The following is a 15,703-nucleotide window of genomic DNA, read 5'->3' on the forward strand; positions in this document are numbered from 1 at the left end:
GTCAGTCGCACAGCGCCCTCTGCGCCGCCGCCGGCCAGCGCGCGAAGCGGAACCGCGTCCGCTCGACCGACCCGGTGAGGTTCTGCCAGAACCGCTCGGCGGTGAGCGGTGCCCGCACCGACTCCCGCAGCTCGGCGAGTTCGCCGCAGCCCAGCGCGGCCCGGGCCGCCCCGATCGCCTCCCGCGAGGCCCCGGCCCGCAGCAGGTCGCGCCGCGGCGGGTGCTCGGCCGCCCACTCGGCGAAGACCCAGTAGTTGCGCAGGAACTTCTCGTGCCCCGGCCAGCTCCACCGCTCCAGCGCCAGATGCGCGCCGATCGGGCTGGCCAGCCCCCAGGCGTCGTTGACATAGGCGTCCAGTGGCGCCGCCGCTCCCGTCACTCCGAGGTGACGGCCCACGATCACCACCCGGTAGGGGGCGTCCGCGCGCATCGGCGTCGCGTGCAGCCGCCGCCCGGCGTCGAAGTAGAGCAGCGTCGGCCCGGGCGCACGCTCCGCCCGGGCCAGCATGGCGCGCCCCTCCGGCAGGGCGGGCCAGTTGGCCACCCAGGTGGTGGTGCGCACCGGGTTGTGGTCGCCGAGGCCCTCCACGTCGGACGTGCGCACGTTGAACGACCCGGGCGTGCTGCGCACGTCGAACGGCGCCCGCAGCGGGCTGACCGCCGCGCACAGCCACACCGCCAGCAGCAGGCTCGCGGCCCCGGTGACCCTGGTCGCGGGCACGACCAGCACCGGCAACAGCAGCAGGAGAAGGGCCGGAAGGATCATGCGGGCGTGCATGTAGTCGCCGCCGACGCGCACGACGTACCCGGCCAGCAGCAGGCCCGCGGCGACCGGCGCCAGCAGCACCGCGAGCGAGGCCCGCCCCGGGACGCGGCTCCGCTGCTCCCGGCGGGCGCGCCGCATCAGCAGGACGGCCAGCGCCCCGAGCACCGGGACAACGGGCCACAGCCAATACGGCCCGAGCGTCTCCTGCACATACCCGGCGCCCCGGCTCCAGTCGCTGGCACCCGCCTCCTTGGCGATGGCGGGCAGCGGCACCAGGATCCCGTAGTACCCCGCCCGGAAGACCTCGTACGCCAGCGGCACCGCTCCCGCCGACGCCAGCATCGCCGCCGTGCCCCGCCGGGAGGGGCGCAGCACCCACCACTGCGCGGCCAGGAAGCACACCGTGACCACCGCGAGATCGGGCCGGACCAGCGGGCCCAGCCCGAACACGAAGGCGGCCGTGCACGTCTCACGGGCTGTGCGGCCACGCCGGGTCCGCGTCAGCAGCCACCACGACAGGCCGGTCCAGAAGGCGCCCAGGCCGCTCTCCAGACCCGACGTCATGTACGACCAGAACGGCGGCACGGCCGGCAGCACGAGCACCCCGGCCGGCAGCAGCACCCCGGCGTTCCGGTGCAGCCGGCACGTCGCGAGCAGGGCGAACGCGAACCCGGCGGTGCTCAGCAGCAGTCCCAGCCCGACCGCGAGGAACGCCGGGTCCTCGCCGGTGACCCAGGCGGCGAGCGCGAGCAGCCACTGCCAGAGGGTCCCCGTCGAACTCTCCGCCCGCTCACCGACGTTGAACACCGGCCCGTTGCCCGCCAGGATCTGCCGGACCGGGCGCAGGTAGATGAGCCCGTCGTCGCAGATCCAGCGGCGCCGGTAGCCCAGCACGAACAGGGCCGTGGTGGGCCCGGCGACCAGGGCGGCGTGCCACCAGTGCACCGGCCGCAGCCGCTCGGCGACGGCGGGCGGCCGGGCCGAGGAGGCCCGCTGGCCGGGCAGGGACGGGGCGGCCTCGGGGGTCGCGGGAGTCCTCATCTCTCGATCAGCGCCTCGGGCCGGGTGCGGACACCGCCGGTCCGGCGGGCCGCGGGCAGCAGCGCCCCGCCCCGCTCGCCCAGCATCAGCAGCCGGACGACCCGCTCGGCGGCCCGCCCGTCCTCGAACTCGCAGTACCGCTCCCGGAAGGCGGATCGCAGCCGCGCCGCCTCCGCGTCCTGCCAGGTGCCGGACGCGAACAGCCAGGCCAGCTCGCGGTACGAGCGCGACACATGGCCCGGCGCGTCGGCCGTGATGTCGAAGTAGGCGCCTCGGCTCGCCGCGAACGCGCCCCAGTCGTCGGCGTGGACGACGATCGGCCGGTCCAGCAGGGCGTAGTCGAAGAGCAGGGCGGAGTAGTCGGTGACCAGCACGTCGGAGGCGAGCATCACCTCCTCGACGTGCGGCTCGTCGGTCGCGTCCACCAGCACCCCCCGCCGGTGCAGGTCGGCCAGGCCGAGGCCTCGCGCGATGCCCGCCGCCAGCGACGGGTGCAGCCGGACGACCAGGGTGTGCCCGGGGCCCAGGTCCTCGGCGAACCGGGCGAGGTCGAACCGGTCGACATGGCCGCCCCGCCGGTAGTCACGGCGGGTCGGCGCGTACAGCACGACCGTGTCACCGGCCGGGATGCCGAGCCGCTCGCGCACCTCACGGCCCCGCTCTGGCCCGGCTCCGACCAGCACGTCGTTGCGCGGGCTGCCGGTCCGCAGCGAGGTGAAGCGGCACGGGTACGCCCGCTCCCACGCCCGTTCCGCGTGCCGCCCCGCGACCAGGCTGTAGTCCCAGCGGTCCGCCCGGCGCAGCATCTGCGGCACGTCGAAGCCGTGCCGGGCGCCCGGCTTGGTCAGCAGGTCGGCGCCCATGTACTTCAGCGGGGTGCCCTGGTGGGTGTGGATGTGCACGCTGCCGGGCCGCTTGGCCAGGGTGCCGGGCCAGTTGACGTTGTTCACCCAGTACGTGGCCCGCGCCACGACCTCGTGATAGCGCCGCGAGCCCGGCGTCACGTGCTCGATGCCGGGCGGCAGCGCGTCCACGGCGTCCTCCCGGACCACCCACACGCCCCGGATGTGCGGGGCGATCTCGCGCGCCTTCGCGTAGATCGCGGCCGGATCACCGGTCACGCCCCGGTGGTGGGTCGCCGAGTAGACGGCGAGGTGCGGATCGAGGGGGCGTTTCGACTGGGCCGCGTACCAGCCGCGACGGGCCGTCTCCGATGCCTTCCTCGCCACCCGCCGCCGCCCGCCCAGGGCGGCGGCGCGCAGCTCCCGCAGCCCGCGTGCCGCCGCGTACGACGCGTAGGGCGCCGAGGCCAGCAGCCGCATCTCCACCCCGCGCCAGCCGTCCGGCAGCGGGAAGCCGCCCTCGGGAAGGTGGCGGTGGCGGAAGGAGCGGATCTCGCGGTAGAAGTCCCCCCGGTCGGCGGGCCGTACCCGGTCCTCGCGGGCCAGCACGAACAGCATGTGGTCCAGGGCCCGTTCCAGCAGCAGCGGCCGCGCCCAGTCGAGGTCGGGGCGCTGCTCCAGGAACGCGAACAGACCCTCGTACTGCGGGAAGATGTCGAAGTGCCGGCGCCCGGGCGTCTTGGTGATCGCGCCCTGCCGGCGCTGGCGGTACTCCACGCCGATCCGGTCCAGGCAGGCGATGCGCCCGGCCAGCACCATGGAGCGGTAGGTCACCGGCGCGTCCTCGTACAGCCCCGCCGCGTACCGAAGCCCGTGCTCCTGGAGGAACGACCGCCGGTAGGCCTTGTTCCAGGCGACCAGGAACAGGTTCAGATACTGCGGGCTCTGCCGGATGCCGAACGTCTCCAGCCCCGCCGCGGCCAGCAGGTCCGCCGCCTCGCTGCGCCCGCCCCGGCCCCACCAGTGGGTGCGCACATGGTCGAAGACCAGGATGTCCGGGTCGCCCGTCGCCGCGAGCCGGGCGGCGACGGCGGCCAGCAGGCCCGGCGTGTAGTGGTCGTCGCTGTCCAGGAACAGGACGTAGTCGCCGGCCGCCTGTGCGAGGCCGGCGTTGCGGGCCCGGCCGAGGCCCACGTTCTCGGGCAGGTGCAGCACCCGCACCCGCTCGTCGCGGGCGGCGTACTCGTCGAGGATCGCGCCGCTGCCGTCGGGCGAGCGGTCGTCCACGGCGATCACCTCGAAGTCGCCGCAGGACTGGCCGAGCACCGAGTCGAGACACTCGCGCAGGAAGCCCTGCACTCTGTAGACGGGGACGATGATGCTGAAGCGGGGCACTTCTTCGGTCAGCTCCTCACGAGAGTGGCGGCGGGGGCCGGGACGCGCTCCGCGAGCGGGACCACGGGCGGGATCGACTCGGGCGGTTCCCCCAGCAGCACCCGGCGCACGACGCGCTCGGCGGCACGCCCGTCGTCGAACTGGCAGAAGCGCTCCCGGAACGCGGCCCGCAGGGACGCGGCGGACCCGTCCGCCCAGGAGCCGTCACGGAAGACGGCCGCCAGCTCCTCGGGGCTCCGCGCGACCCGGCCGGGCGGGAGCTCCATCAGGTCGAAGTAGACGCCCCGGGTCTCCCGGTAGACGTCCCAGTCGTCGGCGTACACGACGATCGGCCGGTCCAGGTTGGCGTAGTCGAACATGATCGACGAGTAGTCCGTGATCAGCGCGTCCGCCGCCAGGCACACGTCCTCCGACGAGCGGTGCCCGGTGACGTCGATGATCCGCCCGCCGCCCCTGCCGGGCCCCTGGTCGTAGAAGTAGTGGGCGCGCAGCAGCACCACGTAGTCGTCGCCGATCGCCTCACAGAACTCCGCCAGGTCCAGGCCCGTCTCGAAACCGGTGGCGTAGTCGCGGTGCGTGGGGGCGTACAGCAGGGCCTTCTTGCCGTCGGGAACGCCCAGTTCCTTGCGGACGCGGGCCACGTCCTCGGCGGACGCCGTGCAGTAGACGTCATTGCGCGGATAGCCGTACTCGAGCGTCTCGTGCGCGCTCGGGAACGCCCGCTCCCACATCTCGGTGGAGTGCCGGTTGGAGGTCAGGTTGTAGTCCCAGCGATCCACCCGGGCCAGCAGCCTGGCGATGCTGCCGGTCGCCGCGGCCACCACGGGGTACGTCGCCTGGTCGGCGCCCATGGTCTTCAGCGGGGTGCCGTGCTGGGTCTGGAGGTGCACGCTGCCGGGGCGTTTGACCACGGCGTCGGCGAAGTTGGCGTTGTTGACCAGGTACTTGGCGCGGGCCAGCACCTCCCAGTACTTCCGGCTGCCGATCACCGCGTACTCGACACCCGGCGGCACGCTGCCCACCGCGTCCGGCTCCACCAGGAACACCGCGCGCAGGTGCGGCGCGAGCTCACGGGCCTTGGCGTGGATCGCGGCCGGGTTGCAGACGTAGCCGCGGCCCCAGTACGCGCAGTACACGACGAGGTTCGGGTCGAGCGGGAGACGCAGGCCCAGCGCGTAGCGCAGCCGGGTGCGCAGTCCCCGCGGGCGGGGGAGCAGGCCGGCGGCCCGCACCGCGGTCCGGTTGACGGCGCGCAGGGCGCGGAAGGCCGGGTACGACCCGGAGGCCAGCAGCCGGTGCTGGACGCCGAGGCTGCCGCCGGGCGTCCGGTACCCGGCGGGGCGGTGCCGTCGGTAGAGCGCGCTCGCCCGCCGGAAGAAGGCCCGCCGCCCGGACGTCAGCCGCCCGGGGTGGGCGGCCGTCTTCAGCACGGCGGCGAAGAGCTGCTCGAACAGCGGCGACAGACGGTCCGCCGCGAGCCCCCGCTCCGCGGCCCGGGCCAGCACCAGCTCGCACTGGTCGAGCAGCTCGGTGTGGTGCTCGCCGGGCAGGCCCAGCCGGTTGCCCTGCCGGCGCAGCAGATGCCGGACGACGACCGCGCGCAGCACCGCCACCCGCTCCGCCTGCAGCCCGGCCAGCCCGCCGAACCCGACGTCCGTGTAGTGCTCCCCGGGGAAGGCGAGGGCCTGCTCGGTGAGGAAGGCCCGGCGGTACAGCGCGCTCCACGCCGGCAGCGCCACGCCCGTCAGCCGCGGGGCCCGGTCGGGAGAAAAGGCCCCGTCCGGCGCCCTGGCCAGCAGGGGCGCGGCCGGGTTGGCCGGCTCGCCCTCCCACCAGGGGGTGCGCTCGTGCTCGAAGTACAGGACGTCCACGTCGCCGGTCTCGCCCAGCCGGGCGTCCAGGGCCGCCAGCGCGCCCGGGACCAGGACGTCGTCGCCGTCGAGGAACAGCACATGGCCGCCGACGGCCGCCCGCAGCCCGGTGTTGCGCGCCCCGGCCAGTCCGTCCGACGGCGGCGAGTGCGCCGGCGTCACCCGGGAGTCCCGCTCGGCGTACCCGGCGACGACGTCCGCCTCCGGTGCGTCGGGGGCGTCGCACACCGGGATCAGCTCGAAGTCTCCGAACGACTGGGCGAGGACGGAGTCCAGCGCCAGGGACAGCCGGCCCGCGACCCCATGGGACGGGACGACGATGCTGAAGCGGGGCATGTGGCTCTTTCTGTCGGGAGGCTGGTCTGTCGGGGCGGGCCGGGTCACACCGGTCGCGGTCGTCCCGGACGTCCCGACGGCCGCCAGGAGGGCGGCCGGGAGGGCGTCGGCCGCGACGGGCTGGAGGGCATGCGGACTCCCCGGAGTGCGGGCCGTGGTCAGAGGCTGTCGCCGACGGCGTGGGGACCGGTCGGCAGCGGCACCGTGGTGAGCGGCTCCCGCGTCAGCGAGGCCGCCGCCGAGGGCACCGGGCGGCGCTCGCCGAGCGGCACGACCGGCGGCAGCTCCGACTCCCCGAGCACGACCCGGCGCACCACCCGCTCGGCGGCCCGCCCGTCGTCGTGGGTGCAGAACCGCTCGCGGAACGCCGCCCGCAGCTGGGTCGAGCGGGAGCCGCGCCAGTGGCCGGTGGCGAAGATGTCGATCAGCTCGTCCTCCCCGCGGGCGACCGCCCCCGGCGGGACGTCGCGCAGGTCGAAGTAGGTGCCGCGGGCCGCGTCGTACGCCTCCCAGTCGTCGGCGTGGACGACGATCGGCCGGTCCAGGTTGGCGTAGTCGAACATCAGCGACGAGTAGTCCGTGACCAGGACGTCCGAGGCCAGGCAGAGCGACTCCACGCTCGGGTGGCCGGAGACGTCCACGACCCGGCCCCAGGTGCTGGTCAGCGGGGCGTCGTAGGCGTGGTGGGCGCGGGCCAGGATGACGAAGCGCGGGCCGAGGCGGCGCGCGATCCGCTGGAGGTCCAGGGGGTGGCGCTGGGAGCGGCGGTAGTCGCGGTGGGTCGGCGCGTACAGGATCGCCACCGCGCCCCGCGCGATGCCCAGCGAGGCGCGCAGCCGGGCCACGTCCGCCGGGGTCGCCGTCCGGAACACGTCGTTGCGGGGGTAGCCGTACTCCAGCGTGGTGTAGCGGCCGGGGTGGACACGCTCGTTCGTCAGGGTGGTGTGGCGGTTGGCGGACAGCACGTAGTCCCACCGGTCGACGTCCTTCAGCAGCCGCGCGAAGTCCCGGCCGCGGGCCGCCGCGGGGCGCTCCTGGAGGTCGAGGCCGATGTGGCCGAGCGGGGTGCCGTGCCCGGTCTGGATCAGGACCTGGCCCCGGCGCTTGGTGAGCCGGTCGTCGAAGCCGGTGTTGCTGACCAGGTAGCGGGAGCGGGCGAGCGCCGTCCAGTAGGCGGCCGTCCCGGGGACCAGGCGGCACGGGCCGGGCGGGATCGTGTGGTGGTGCTCGCGGTGGGCGATCCACGCCGTGCGGATGTGCGGCGCGAGGTCGCGGAACGCGGCCTCCAGCGCGCCGGGGTTGCAGCCGTGGCCGCGGCCGTCGTAGGCGGTGAAGACGGCGCGGTCGGCGCGCAGCGGCAGGCAGCGCTGCACGCGGTAGTGCGTCCTGAGGGCGGCCGACCGAAGGCCCCGCAGCAGCTTGCCGGTGGTCCGGACGGCGGCGCGGTGCAGGGCGGACGCCAGCTGGAGGGCGCGGTAGGTGCGGTGCAGGCCGAAGCGGATCAGACCGTGGTGGATCCGGCAGCGGGGGCGCCCCCGCTCGAGCGAAGTCGAGAGTGCGGGAGGGACGGGCGCGCCGGGGGTGCGGTAGCGCCGGTAGTGGGCGCGGGCCCGGCGCAGGAAGTCGGCGCGCGAGCCGGGGGGCAGCCGGTCCCGCCGGGAGTACACGATCACCAGATGGTGCACCATGCGGCGGAACAGCACCGGCCGCCACCGGGCCAGTTCGGGGCGCGCGTCGAGATACGCGAAGACCCGGTCGTACTGCTCGAAGACGTCGAAGTGCCGCTCGCTGGTGGTGCGCAGGATGCTGCCCTGCCGTCGTTGCCGGTAGTGCACACAGACCCGGTCGAGGGTCGCGATCGACTCGGCGGTCATCAGCACCGGGTACGTCCACGGCGTGTCCTCGTACACGCCGGGCGGGAAGACGAAACCGCCCTCCTCGACGAACTCCCGCCGGTAGGCCTTGTTCCAGGCGACCATCAGCAGCCGCAGCAGCCCCGGCCGGTCCTCCAGGCGGAACGGCGCCGGGCCCTGCTCGGTGAGCTGCAGGGCCGCCTGGTTGCGGATCGCCTCGCCCGTCCAGTAGGTGCGCGCGTAGTCGAAGACCAGCACGTCCGGCTCGCCCGTCTCCTTCAGCCGGTCGGCGATCGACCGCAGCGCGTCGGGCGTGAGGGTGTCGTCGCCGTCCAGGAACAGCAGGTAGTCCCCGCTCGCGTGCGCCACGCCGGCGTTTCTCGCGCGGCCGAGGCCTACGTTCTCCGGCAGGTGGACGGGGCGTAGACGGGCATCGCGGGCGGCGAACTCGTCGATGATCGCACCGCACGCGTCCGGCGAGCAGTCGTCGACGACGATCAGTTCCAGATCGGGACAGGACTGGGAGAGCACCGATTCGAGGCACTCGTGCAGGTACGCCTGAACCTGGTACGCGGGGACAATGACACTGAACCTGGGCAAGAGGCCATCCATCGGTCGGCGCGGGCGTTCGGCCCGGGAACGGCCGATGGGCCGACTTGGTTACGGCCGCTACGGCATCCGGGGGAACGCGGAAGGGGCGGACCGCCCCCGGCCCACCCCTTCGACTACCGTGCTCTGATCGCTACTTGACGGCGCCCGCCATCACACCGGACACGAACTGCCGCTGGAACGCGAAGAAGACGGCCAGCGGGACGATCATCGAGATGAACGCGCCGGGTGCCAGCACGTCGATGTTGTTGCCGAACTGCCGTACCTGCGTTTGCAGTGCGACCGTGATCGGCTGACTCCCGGAGTCCGAGAAGATCAGCGCGACGAGCAGGTCGTTCCACACCCACAGGAACTGGAAGATGCCGAGGGCCGCGATCGCCGGGGCGCCGAGCGGCATCACGACACGGAAGAACAGGCGCAGTTCGCCCGCCCCGTCCAGGCGCGCCGCCTCCAGCAGCTCTCGCGGGATCTCCGCGAAGAAGTTCCGCAGCAGGAACACCGCGAACGGCAGGCCGAAGCCGACGTGGAAGAGCACCACGCCGAGCACCGAGCCGAAGATGCCGATCTTGCCGAAGAGTTCGGCGATCGGGATCAGCGCCACCTGCACGGGCACGACCAGCAGGCCGACCACGCCCAGGAACCACCAGTCCCGGCCGGGGAACTCCATCCAGGCGAAGGCGTAGCCCGCGAGCGAGCCGATGATCACGACCAGCAGGGTCGCCGGCACGGTGATCCAGACCGTGTTCAGCAGGGAGCTGGTGATGTCCTCGTTCTCCAGCAGCTTGGAGTAGTTGCCGAACGTGATCTGCGAGGGCTCGGTGAACACCTTCCACCAGCCGCTCGCCGCGATGTCCTCCGGCGCACGGAGGCTGGACAGCAGCAGCCCGATGGTCGGCACCAGCCAGAACAGCCCGACGACGATGAGGACCACCCGCAGCACCCCGCCGCTGACCCCCTCGGCGAGCCGCGATCCCAGCGACCGCTCGGCCTTCATCGCCTGACCTCCCGTCGCAGCCGACGCACGTTACTGTGCCTTCCCGGGGGACGACCCCCGGACCCCCGGCCGGGGGAGGACCGGGCCGCCTTCATCGCCTGACCTCCCGTCGCAGCCGACGCACGTTGAACCACATCACCGGCACGACCAGCAGCAGCAGGAACACCGAGATGGCGCTGGCGATGCCCGGCTGGTCCTCGGAGAAGCCCTTGCGGTACAGCTCCAGGGCGAGGACGTTCGCGTCGTCCTGGGAGGAGCCCGGAGCGATGATGAACACCAGGTCGAAGATCTTCAGCACGTTGATCATCAGGGTGACGGTGACGACGGCGAGGACCGGTGCCAGCAGCGGCACCGTGACGCGTCTGAACACCTGCCACTCGCTCGCGCCGTCGACCCGGGCCGCCTCCAGCAGCTCCCGGGGCACGCTCGCGAGCCCGGCCGCGATCAGCACCATCGCGAACCCCGCCCACATCCAGATGTACGAGCCGATGATGGCCGGGGTGACCAGGGACGGGCCGAGCCAGTCCAGGCCGTTGTACGGTTCCTTGAAGTTGGCTGCCGGGAGCCGGAGTTGGGACCCGTCGGCCGATGCGGGTAGGGTGAAGGTGCCGTCGCCCGCGGCCGTCGTCGACGCCACGACCCTGCCGTCCTTCACGGCCTCGATCCGCATGCCGGCGTAGCCCAGCTCGGAGGGGTCGACACGGTTGAGTGTGCCGACGCCCTTGCCGCGCGTGAAGTCCTGCCAGGTCGTGCCCGTGACCTTGTCCGGCTCGGGCTTCGGCGCCACCGCGGCCTTCGCGCCGTCGGGCATCTGATCGGGCGCCACCCCCACCAGGGGCAGCGAGACCGCCTCGCCCGTGCGGACGGGCGACGTGGTGATGAACGCGCCCCCGCCGGCCGGCTTCAGCGGCGAGTCGCGGCCCGGGTGGGCCTTCGGGAACGCCGAGGCCTGGGCGAACGTGTCGTGCACGCCCACCCACACCGCGTTCGCGACGCCCTTGTCCGGGTCCTGGTCGTACACCAGGCGGAAGATGATGCCCGCCGCCAGCATCGAGATCGCCATCGGCATGAAGACGACCAGCTTGAACGCCGTACCCCAGCGCACCCGTTCGGTCAGCACCGCGAAGATCAGGCCGAGCGCGGTCGCGACCGTCGGCGCGAACACCACCCAGATGATGTTGTTCTTCAGCGCGGTGCGGATGCCCTCGTCGGTGAAGAGGGCCTTGTAGTTGTCTATTCCGGCGAAGCCGTCACCGGACTGGTCGTAGAAGCTGCGCACGACCGAGTACCCGATCGGGTACACCACGAGCGCGCCGAGCAGGACGAGCGCGGGCAGCAGGAACAGCGCCGCGACGGTCCTGCGGGTACCGGTCACACTCTTGCGCGACTTGGGAGCGGCAGGGGGCTTGGTGCCCCCTGCCGCCGAAACCGACGTCATGACGTCAGTTCCCGTACGCCGCGGCTGCTTCGGTCTCCAGCTTCTGCTGCGTCCCCGCGATGTCCTTCGGGTTCTTCAGGAAGTCCTGCAGGATCTTCCACTCGCCCTTGCCGGGCGTACCGCCGAAGGCCTGCGGGGCCTGGTCGGACATGTCGAAGCGGAAGTCGTCACCGGCGTCGATGAGCGCCTTGGCGATCTTCTGCTGCACCGCGTTCGGATAGTCGGAGTTCGGCACGTTCTTGTTCGGGGAGAGGTAGCCGCCCAGCTTGGCCTGGATCGACGCCGCGTCCGGGGAGGCGAGCCAGGTCGCCAGGGCCTGCGAGCCCTTGGAGTCATCGAGGATCACGGCCGCGTCGCCGCCCGAGACCACCGGGCCCTGGTCACCCACGGCCGGGAACGGGAACACCTTCGCGTCCGTCCCGATCTTCATGCCCGACGGGATGTTGACCTGTGCGAAGTCACCCGCCGCGACCATGGCCGCCTTGGGCTGGTCCCCGCCGGTGAAGACCTGCGTGACGGAGGCCGGGAAGTCGGTCTGCAACGCCCCGTCCGCCCCGCCCGCGATCCAGTCGGGCTTGCCCCAGACCTGCGCGAGGGTGGTCAGCGCGTCCTTCACGGACGGGTCCGTCCACTTGATCTCGTGCTTGGCCAGCTGGTCGTACTTCTCCGGGCCGGCCTGGGAGAGGTAGACGTTCTCGAACCAGTCGGTCAGCGTCCAGCCCTCCGCCCCGCCGACGGAGAACGGGGTGACGCCGGAGTCGGAGACCGTCTGCGCGGTGTTGAGCAGGTCCGGCCAGGTCTCGGGCTCGCTGGCCCCCGCGTTCTCGAAGACCTGGTTGTTGTACCAGATCAGGGACTTGTTGGCGGCCTTGTAATAGACGCCGTACGGCTTGCCGCCCACCTTGCCGATGTCCTGCCAGCCCTGCGAGTAGTTCTCACCGAGCTCCTTGACGGTGTCGGAGCCCAACTGTTTGGCCCAGCCCTTGTCGACGGCCTGCTTGATGGCGCCGGGCTGCGGCAGCATCACGATGTCCGGCGGCTGCCCGCCGGCCACCTTCGATCCGATGAAGTTGATGATGGGGTCCTGCGCGGGCACGAACGTGACCTTGGCGCCCGTGCGCTTCTCGAACTCCTGCAGGACCTTCTTGAAGTTGGCCTGTTCGGTGCCGCTCCACACGGCGGCGACCTCCAGGCTCGTCCCCTCCAGCTTGGGAAGGGTGACGTCGCTGGTGGTCTGGTCGGTGTCGCCCGTGCTTCCACCGCTGTCGTTGTCGCTGCTTCCGCAGGCGGAGAGCGAGAGCGCGAGGGCTCCCGCCGCGACGGCGGCCGCTGCCTTGACGGCTCTGCGGCTCTGGGGGGTCGCCGTGTCCCGCTTGGGCGACCAGCGTGTCCGGATGGTGCTGCTCGTCATGCGCATGACTGCCCCGCTTCTTCGTTCCTCGTCGAACGTCGAGCGCGCTCCCGTGCGATCTGGTCTACGCCCGGGTGTGCGGGGGCGGCAAGATGGCGTCGGCTGTCAAGCGGGGGATCGTGACTCCCTCGTGACCAGGGACGCGGCCCCATGACGCGGGTGGGGCCGATGACCCTCCCCGCTCACAGGAGCGACGGCACCTTCGCAGCCGCGACCTCACGTGCCGCCCTTTCCAGCGCGCTGGCCAACAGTGCCAGGTCGGTCGGGCCGTTTCCGAGTTCCCGCACCGGACGCCGGGCCGGAGGGTCACCCATGCGGTGCCATTCGAGGGGTATGACCGTGGGACGCAGCGTCGCCGTCCGCGGGATCCGGCCGGTGACTCGGCCGCCCTGGAACGGGGTGACCCGCCCGTCCGCACCGGTCAGCCTTCCCCGGCCGGGCGCGGGCTCCTCCGGGCCCGGGGCGGGGGCGTCGAGCACGACGCGCAGGGTGGCCCGGCGCACCGGTTCCGTCTCCGCCGTACGGGCGCACGGGCCGGTGGCCGCCACCAGGTGGACGCCGAGCCGCTCGCCGTCCCGGGCCACCGCCTCCAGCGCGCGCATCACCGACCCGGCCGCGGGCCGCCCGGTCGAGCCGAGCGCCGGGGCGACCAACGCGTCCAGGTCGTCGACGACCACGACGAGCCGGGGCAGCGGGGGCGCGGCCGCCTCCGTCTGCCGCCGGACCGCACCGGGCCGCAGCCGCATGGTGGAACTGGACGGCGAGTCGAGGTCGCCGGCGCCTCCCGCCCCGGCCGCGTCGGCCTGGGCACCGCCCCGGGCCGTCGCCGTGCGCTGCGCGACCATACGGCCCGACAGCTCGCGGCCGGTGTGCCACTCGGCGAAGTCGGACCGCCCGAGCAGCTCGGCGCGCCGCTTCAGCTCGGCGCTCAGCGACTGCGCGAACTCCCGCATCCGGACCGGGTCGTGGGCCATGAGCAGCGTGGTGACATGCGGTACGTCCGTACACACCCGCAGTCCCTCGCCGTTGCCGCCGCCCGCGCCCGGGCCGCCCCGGCCGTCGACCAGCACGATGCCGAGGCGGTCCGGCCGCTCGGCGGCGGCCAGGGACGCGACGATCGACCGCAGCAGCTCCGTACGGCCGCTGCCCGGCGGGCCCTCGATCAGCAGATGCGGCCCCTGGGCGGCGAGGTCCACGCCGACCGGGCCGCGCGGCCCGGCGCCCAGCACCGCGCGCACGCGTCCGCCCAGCGCCTCCGCGTCGTCGGCCGCGTCCGCCCAGCGCGCCATCAGCGACGCCGGGGTGGCGCGGGCCAGGCCCAGCTCGTCGAGCAGCCGGGCCGCCTGCGGCAGCGGTGCGGAGACCCGCGGGTGGCGCTCGCTCGCCGCGCCGTCCGTCCGCAGCGGCGCCAGAGCCCGCGCGAACCGCTCGGCCCAGGCCGCGGAGACGGCGTCGACGGTGGCGACCGTGCCGTGCCCGACGGGCCCCGCCGACGAGCCGTCGCCGCCGGTACGGGCCACGCGCATCAGCCGCAGGGCCGTCGCCACGTCCCCGCTGAGCAGCGCGACCGCGCCGCACTGCCGGAAGGTCGGTGCCACCGAGCAGGCCGCCTCGTACGTCTCCGTCACCGGCGAGGCCGGGGAGGCGGCGGCCGTCTCGGCCAGGCAGACGACGTGGATACCGGCCCTGGGGCCCTCCAGCGCCAGCCGTGCGAGGGCGCCGCGCAGGTCGGCACCGCCGGGATCGCCGTCGACGACCACCACCGTGTACGGGCCGGGGAAACCGCCTGCCGTGTCGCCGCCGGCGCTGTCGCCCAGGGCCCAGGAGGGGCGGCGGGGAGCCGGGACGGTCTGCCGCGGGGGCGGGGTGGTGCCCGTGGGCTGTGAGCCGCCGCCCGCCGGCGGGCCGCCGGCCTGACCCGTGTCCGCCAGCTGGTCCTCCAGACGGCGGGTGAGCTCGTCGGTGCGGGCGGCGGCCTGCTCGCGGTCGTGGGCCAGGAGCAGCCGGCAGTCCTGCCCGTGCCCCGGGCGCACGTGCGGCAGCCAGCCCAGCCAGGACCACTCGGCGGTGCGCTCATCGAGGGGCCGGGAGCGGTCCGCGGCGATCAGGACGATCTCCAGCGTGTCGGGTGAGTGCAGGGCGGTGAGCTGGGCCACGACGGCACGCGTCAGCCCGGCCAGCCGCGCCCGCGGTCCGGCCAGCCCCAGGGAACCGACCTCGCGCAGCCCGGCGGTCACGGGGACGGCGGGCAGCAGGCCCGAGCCGTCCGGTGCCGCCCGGTCGGCCGTACCGAGGCGTACGGCGAGCGCCTCCGGGTGGCCGGAGCCGCGCTCCCACAGCCGGGGCCCCGGACCCAGGGCCGTGAGCAGCAGCGTGGCCGGGTCCGGCCAGGTCTCCGGGGCGGCCGGCACGACGACCGGGTCGGGCTCCGCGGCCACGCTCGCGGCCGGCGCGTCCTCGTACGTCTCGCGTGGTTCGGCCGCCTGCTCGCCGCGCCCCCCGGTCAGACGCCGGGCCCACGCCCCGAGCCCGCCACGCCGGCGGGTCCCCGGTGGCACGTCGGTGCCGCGCAGGGGAGTGCCCTTGCGCCCACGCCCGGCACGCTGGTCGGCGAGGGCGGGATCGTCGGTACCGGGGTCCGGGTTCCAGGGGCGGTGACCGCTTCCGCCCGCGGCGCCGACATCGGTGCCGGCGCCGTACGCCGGTCCGGCGCGGTCCGGCACCACGTCGCCGAACGCCCCGACGCCGGAACGACCCGCATGGGTGTCCCCGGCTTCCCCGGCACCGCCGGTCGCCGGCCCTGCATCGCGCTGCCGTGCGGGGCCGGGGGGAGCGAGGGACGAGGAACCCTGAGCAGCGTCGTGCCGCCGGGTGGTCCGGAGCGTGTCGTCCGGCGAAGCGGGGCGGGGTCCGTGAGCCTCCGGGAACCTCTGCGCGGGCCTGGCAGCCCCCGCCCCTGACCCACTCCCGGCCGTCTGCCGCCGCGCCTCACCCCCGGTGCTCCCGGGCGGCACTTCACTCCAACCGTCCCCGGCGTGGGCAGCGCCCCCGGCGCTGTGGGGCGGCATCTCGTTCGGGTGCCCTCCGGAGCGGGCCTCGCCGCCGGCACCGGAGGACGGCACCTCGCTCCGGCGTCCCGGCCGTGCT

The 15,703-nt window shown here is 74.0% G+C and carries 8 protein-coding genes; all 8 read right to left on the reverse strand.

Features of this window, described 5'->3' with window-relative positions:
• Position 1: 1 nt before the first annotated feature.
• A complete protein-coding gene (locus tag ABTX60_RS17385) occupies positions 2 to 1,807 on the reverse strand; it encodes an arabinofuranosyltransferase AftB family protein (protein ID WP_352097897.1) in 1,806 nt (601 codons plus the stop codon).
• Positions 1,804 to 4,044, reverse strand: coding sequence for a bifunctional glycosyltransferase/CDP-glycerol:glycerophosphate glycerophosphotransferase (locus ABTX60_RS17390; protein WP_352097898.1), 2,241 nt, complete (start codon positions 4,042 to 4,044; stop codon positions 1,804 to 1,806). Before ABTX60_RS17390 ends, ABTX60_RS17385 begins: the two co-directional genes overlap by 4 nt.
• Positions 4,045 to 4,052: 8 nt before the next feature.
• Positions 4,053 to 6,251 carry a bifunctional glycosyltransferase/CDP-glycerol:glycerophosphate glycerophosphotransferase gene (locus tag ABTX60_RS17395; RefSeq protein ID WP_352097899.1) on the reverse strand — a complete coding sequence of 733 codons (2,199 nt, stop codon included), beginning with the start codon at positions 6,249 to 6,251 and terminating at the stop codon, positions 4,053 to 4,055.
• Positions 6,252 to 6,409: 158 nt separating this feature from the next.
• On the reverse strand, positions 6,410 to 8,704 hold the full coding sequence (locus ABTX60_RS17400; protein ID WP_352097900.1) for a bifunctional glycosyltransferase/CDP-glycerol:glycerophosphate glycerophosphotransferase: 2,295 nt from the start codon (positions 8,702 to 8,704) through the stop codon (positions 6,410 to 6,412).
• A 142-nt stretch (positions 8,705 to 8,846) separates the two neighbouring features.
• The gene (locus tag ABTX60_RS17405; protein ID WP_352097901.1) at positions 8,847 to 9,707 is read right to left on the reverse strand and encodes a carbohydrate ABC transporter permease; all 861 of its coding nucleotides are present in this window, start codon (positions 9,705 to 9,707) and stop codon (positions 8,847 to 8,849) included.
• A gap of 91 nt (positions 9,708 to 9,798) precedes the next feature.
• Positions 9,799 to 11,145 carry a carbohydrate ABC transporter permease gene (locus ABTX60_RS17410; protein WP_352097902.1) on the reverse strand — a complete coding sequence of 449 codons (1,347 nt, stop codon included), beginning with the start codon at positions 11,143 to 11,145 and terminating at the stop codon, positions 9,799 to 9,801.
• A gap of 4 nt (positions 11,146 to 11,149) precedes the next feature.
• The gene (locus ABTX60_RS17415) at positions 11,150 to 12,562 is read right to left on the reverse strand and encodes an ABC transporter substrate-binding protein (RefSeq protein ID WP_352097903.1); all 1,413 of its coding nucleotides are present in this window, start codon (positions 12,560 to 12,562) and stop codon (positions 11,150 to 11,152) included.
• Positions 12,563 to 12,738: 176 nt separating this feature from the next.
• Positions 12,739 to 15,703: FtsK/SpoIIIE domain-containing protein (locus tag ABTX60_RS17420; RefSeq protein ID WP_502992342.1), on the reverse strand; the 2,965-nt coding region annotated here is incomplete at its 5' end.

Origin of the sequence: Streptomyces sp. NPDC126510 (assembly GCF_040302345.1) — a bacterium.
Lineage (GTDB): Bacteria > Actinomycetota > Actinomycetes > Streptomycetales > Streptomycetaceae > Streptomyces.

Excerpts from the sequence above, each read along its gene's own strand:
- ABTX60_RS17405 (WP_352097901.1), bottom strand. The coding sequence starts at position 9,707 with ATGAAGGCCGAGCGGTCGCTGGGATCGCGGCTCGCCGAGGGGGTCAGC.
- ABTX60_RS17395 (WP_352097899.1), bottom strand. The coding sequence starts at position 6,251 with ATGCCCCGCTTCAGCATCGTCGTCCCGTCCCATGGGGTCGCGGGCCGG.
- ABTX60_RS17410 (WP_352097902.1), bottom strand. The coding sequence starts at position 11,145 with ATGACGTCGGTTTCGGCGGCAGGGGGCACCAAGCCCCCTGCCGCTCCC.
- ABTX60_RS17385 (WP_352097897.1), bottom strand. The coding sequence starts at position 1,807 with ATGAGGACTCCCGCGACCCCCGAGGCCGCCCCGTCCCTGCCCGGCCAG.
- ABTX60_RS17415 (WP_352097903.1), bottom strand. The coding sequence starts at position 12,562 with ATGCGCATGACGAGCAGCACCATCCGGACACGCTGGTCGCCCAAGCGG.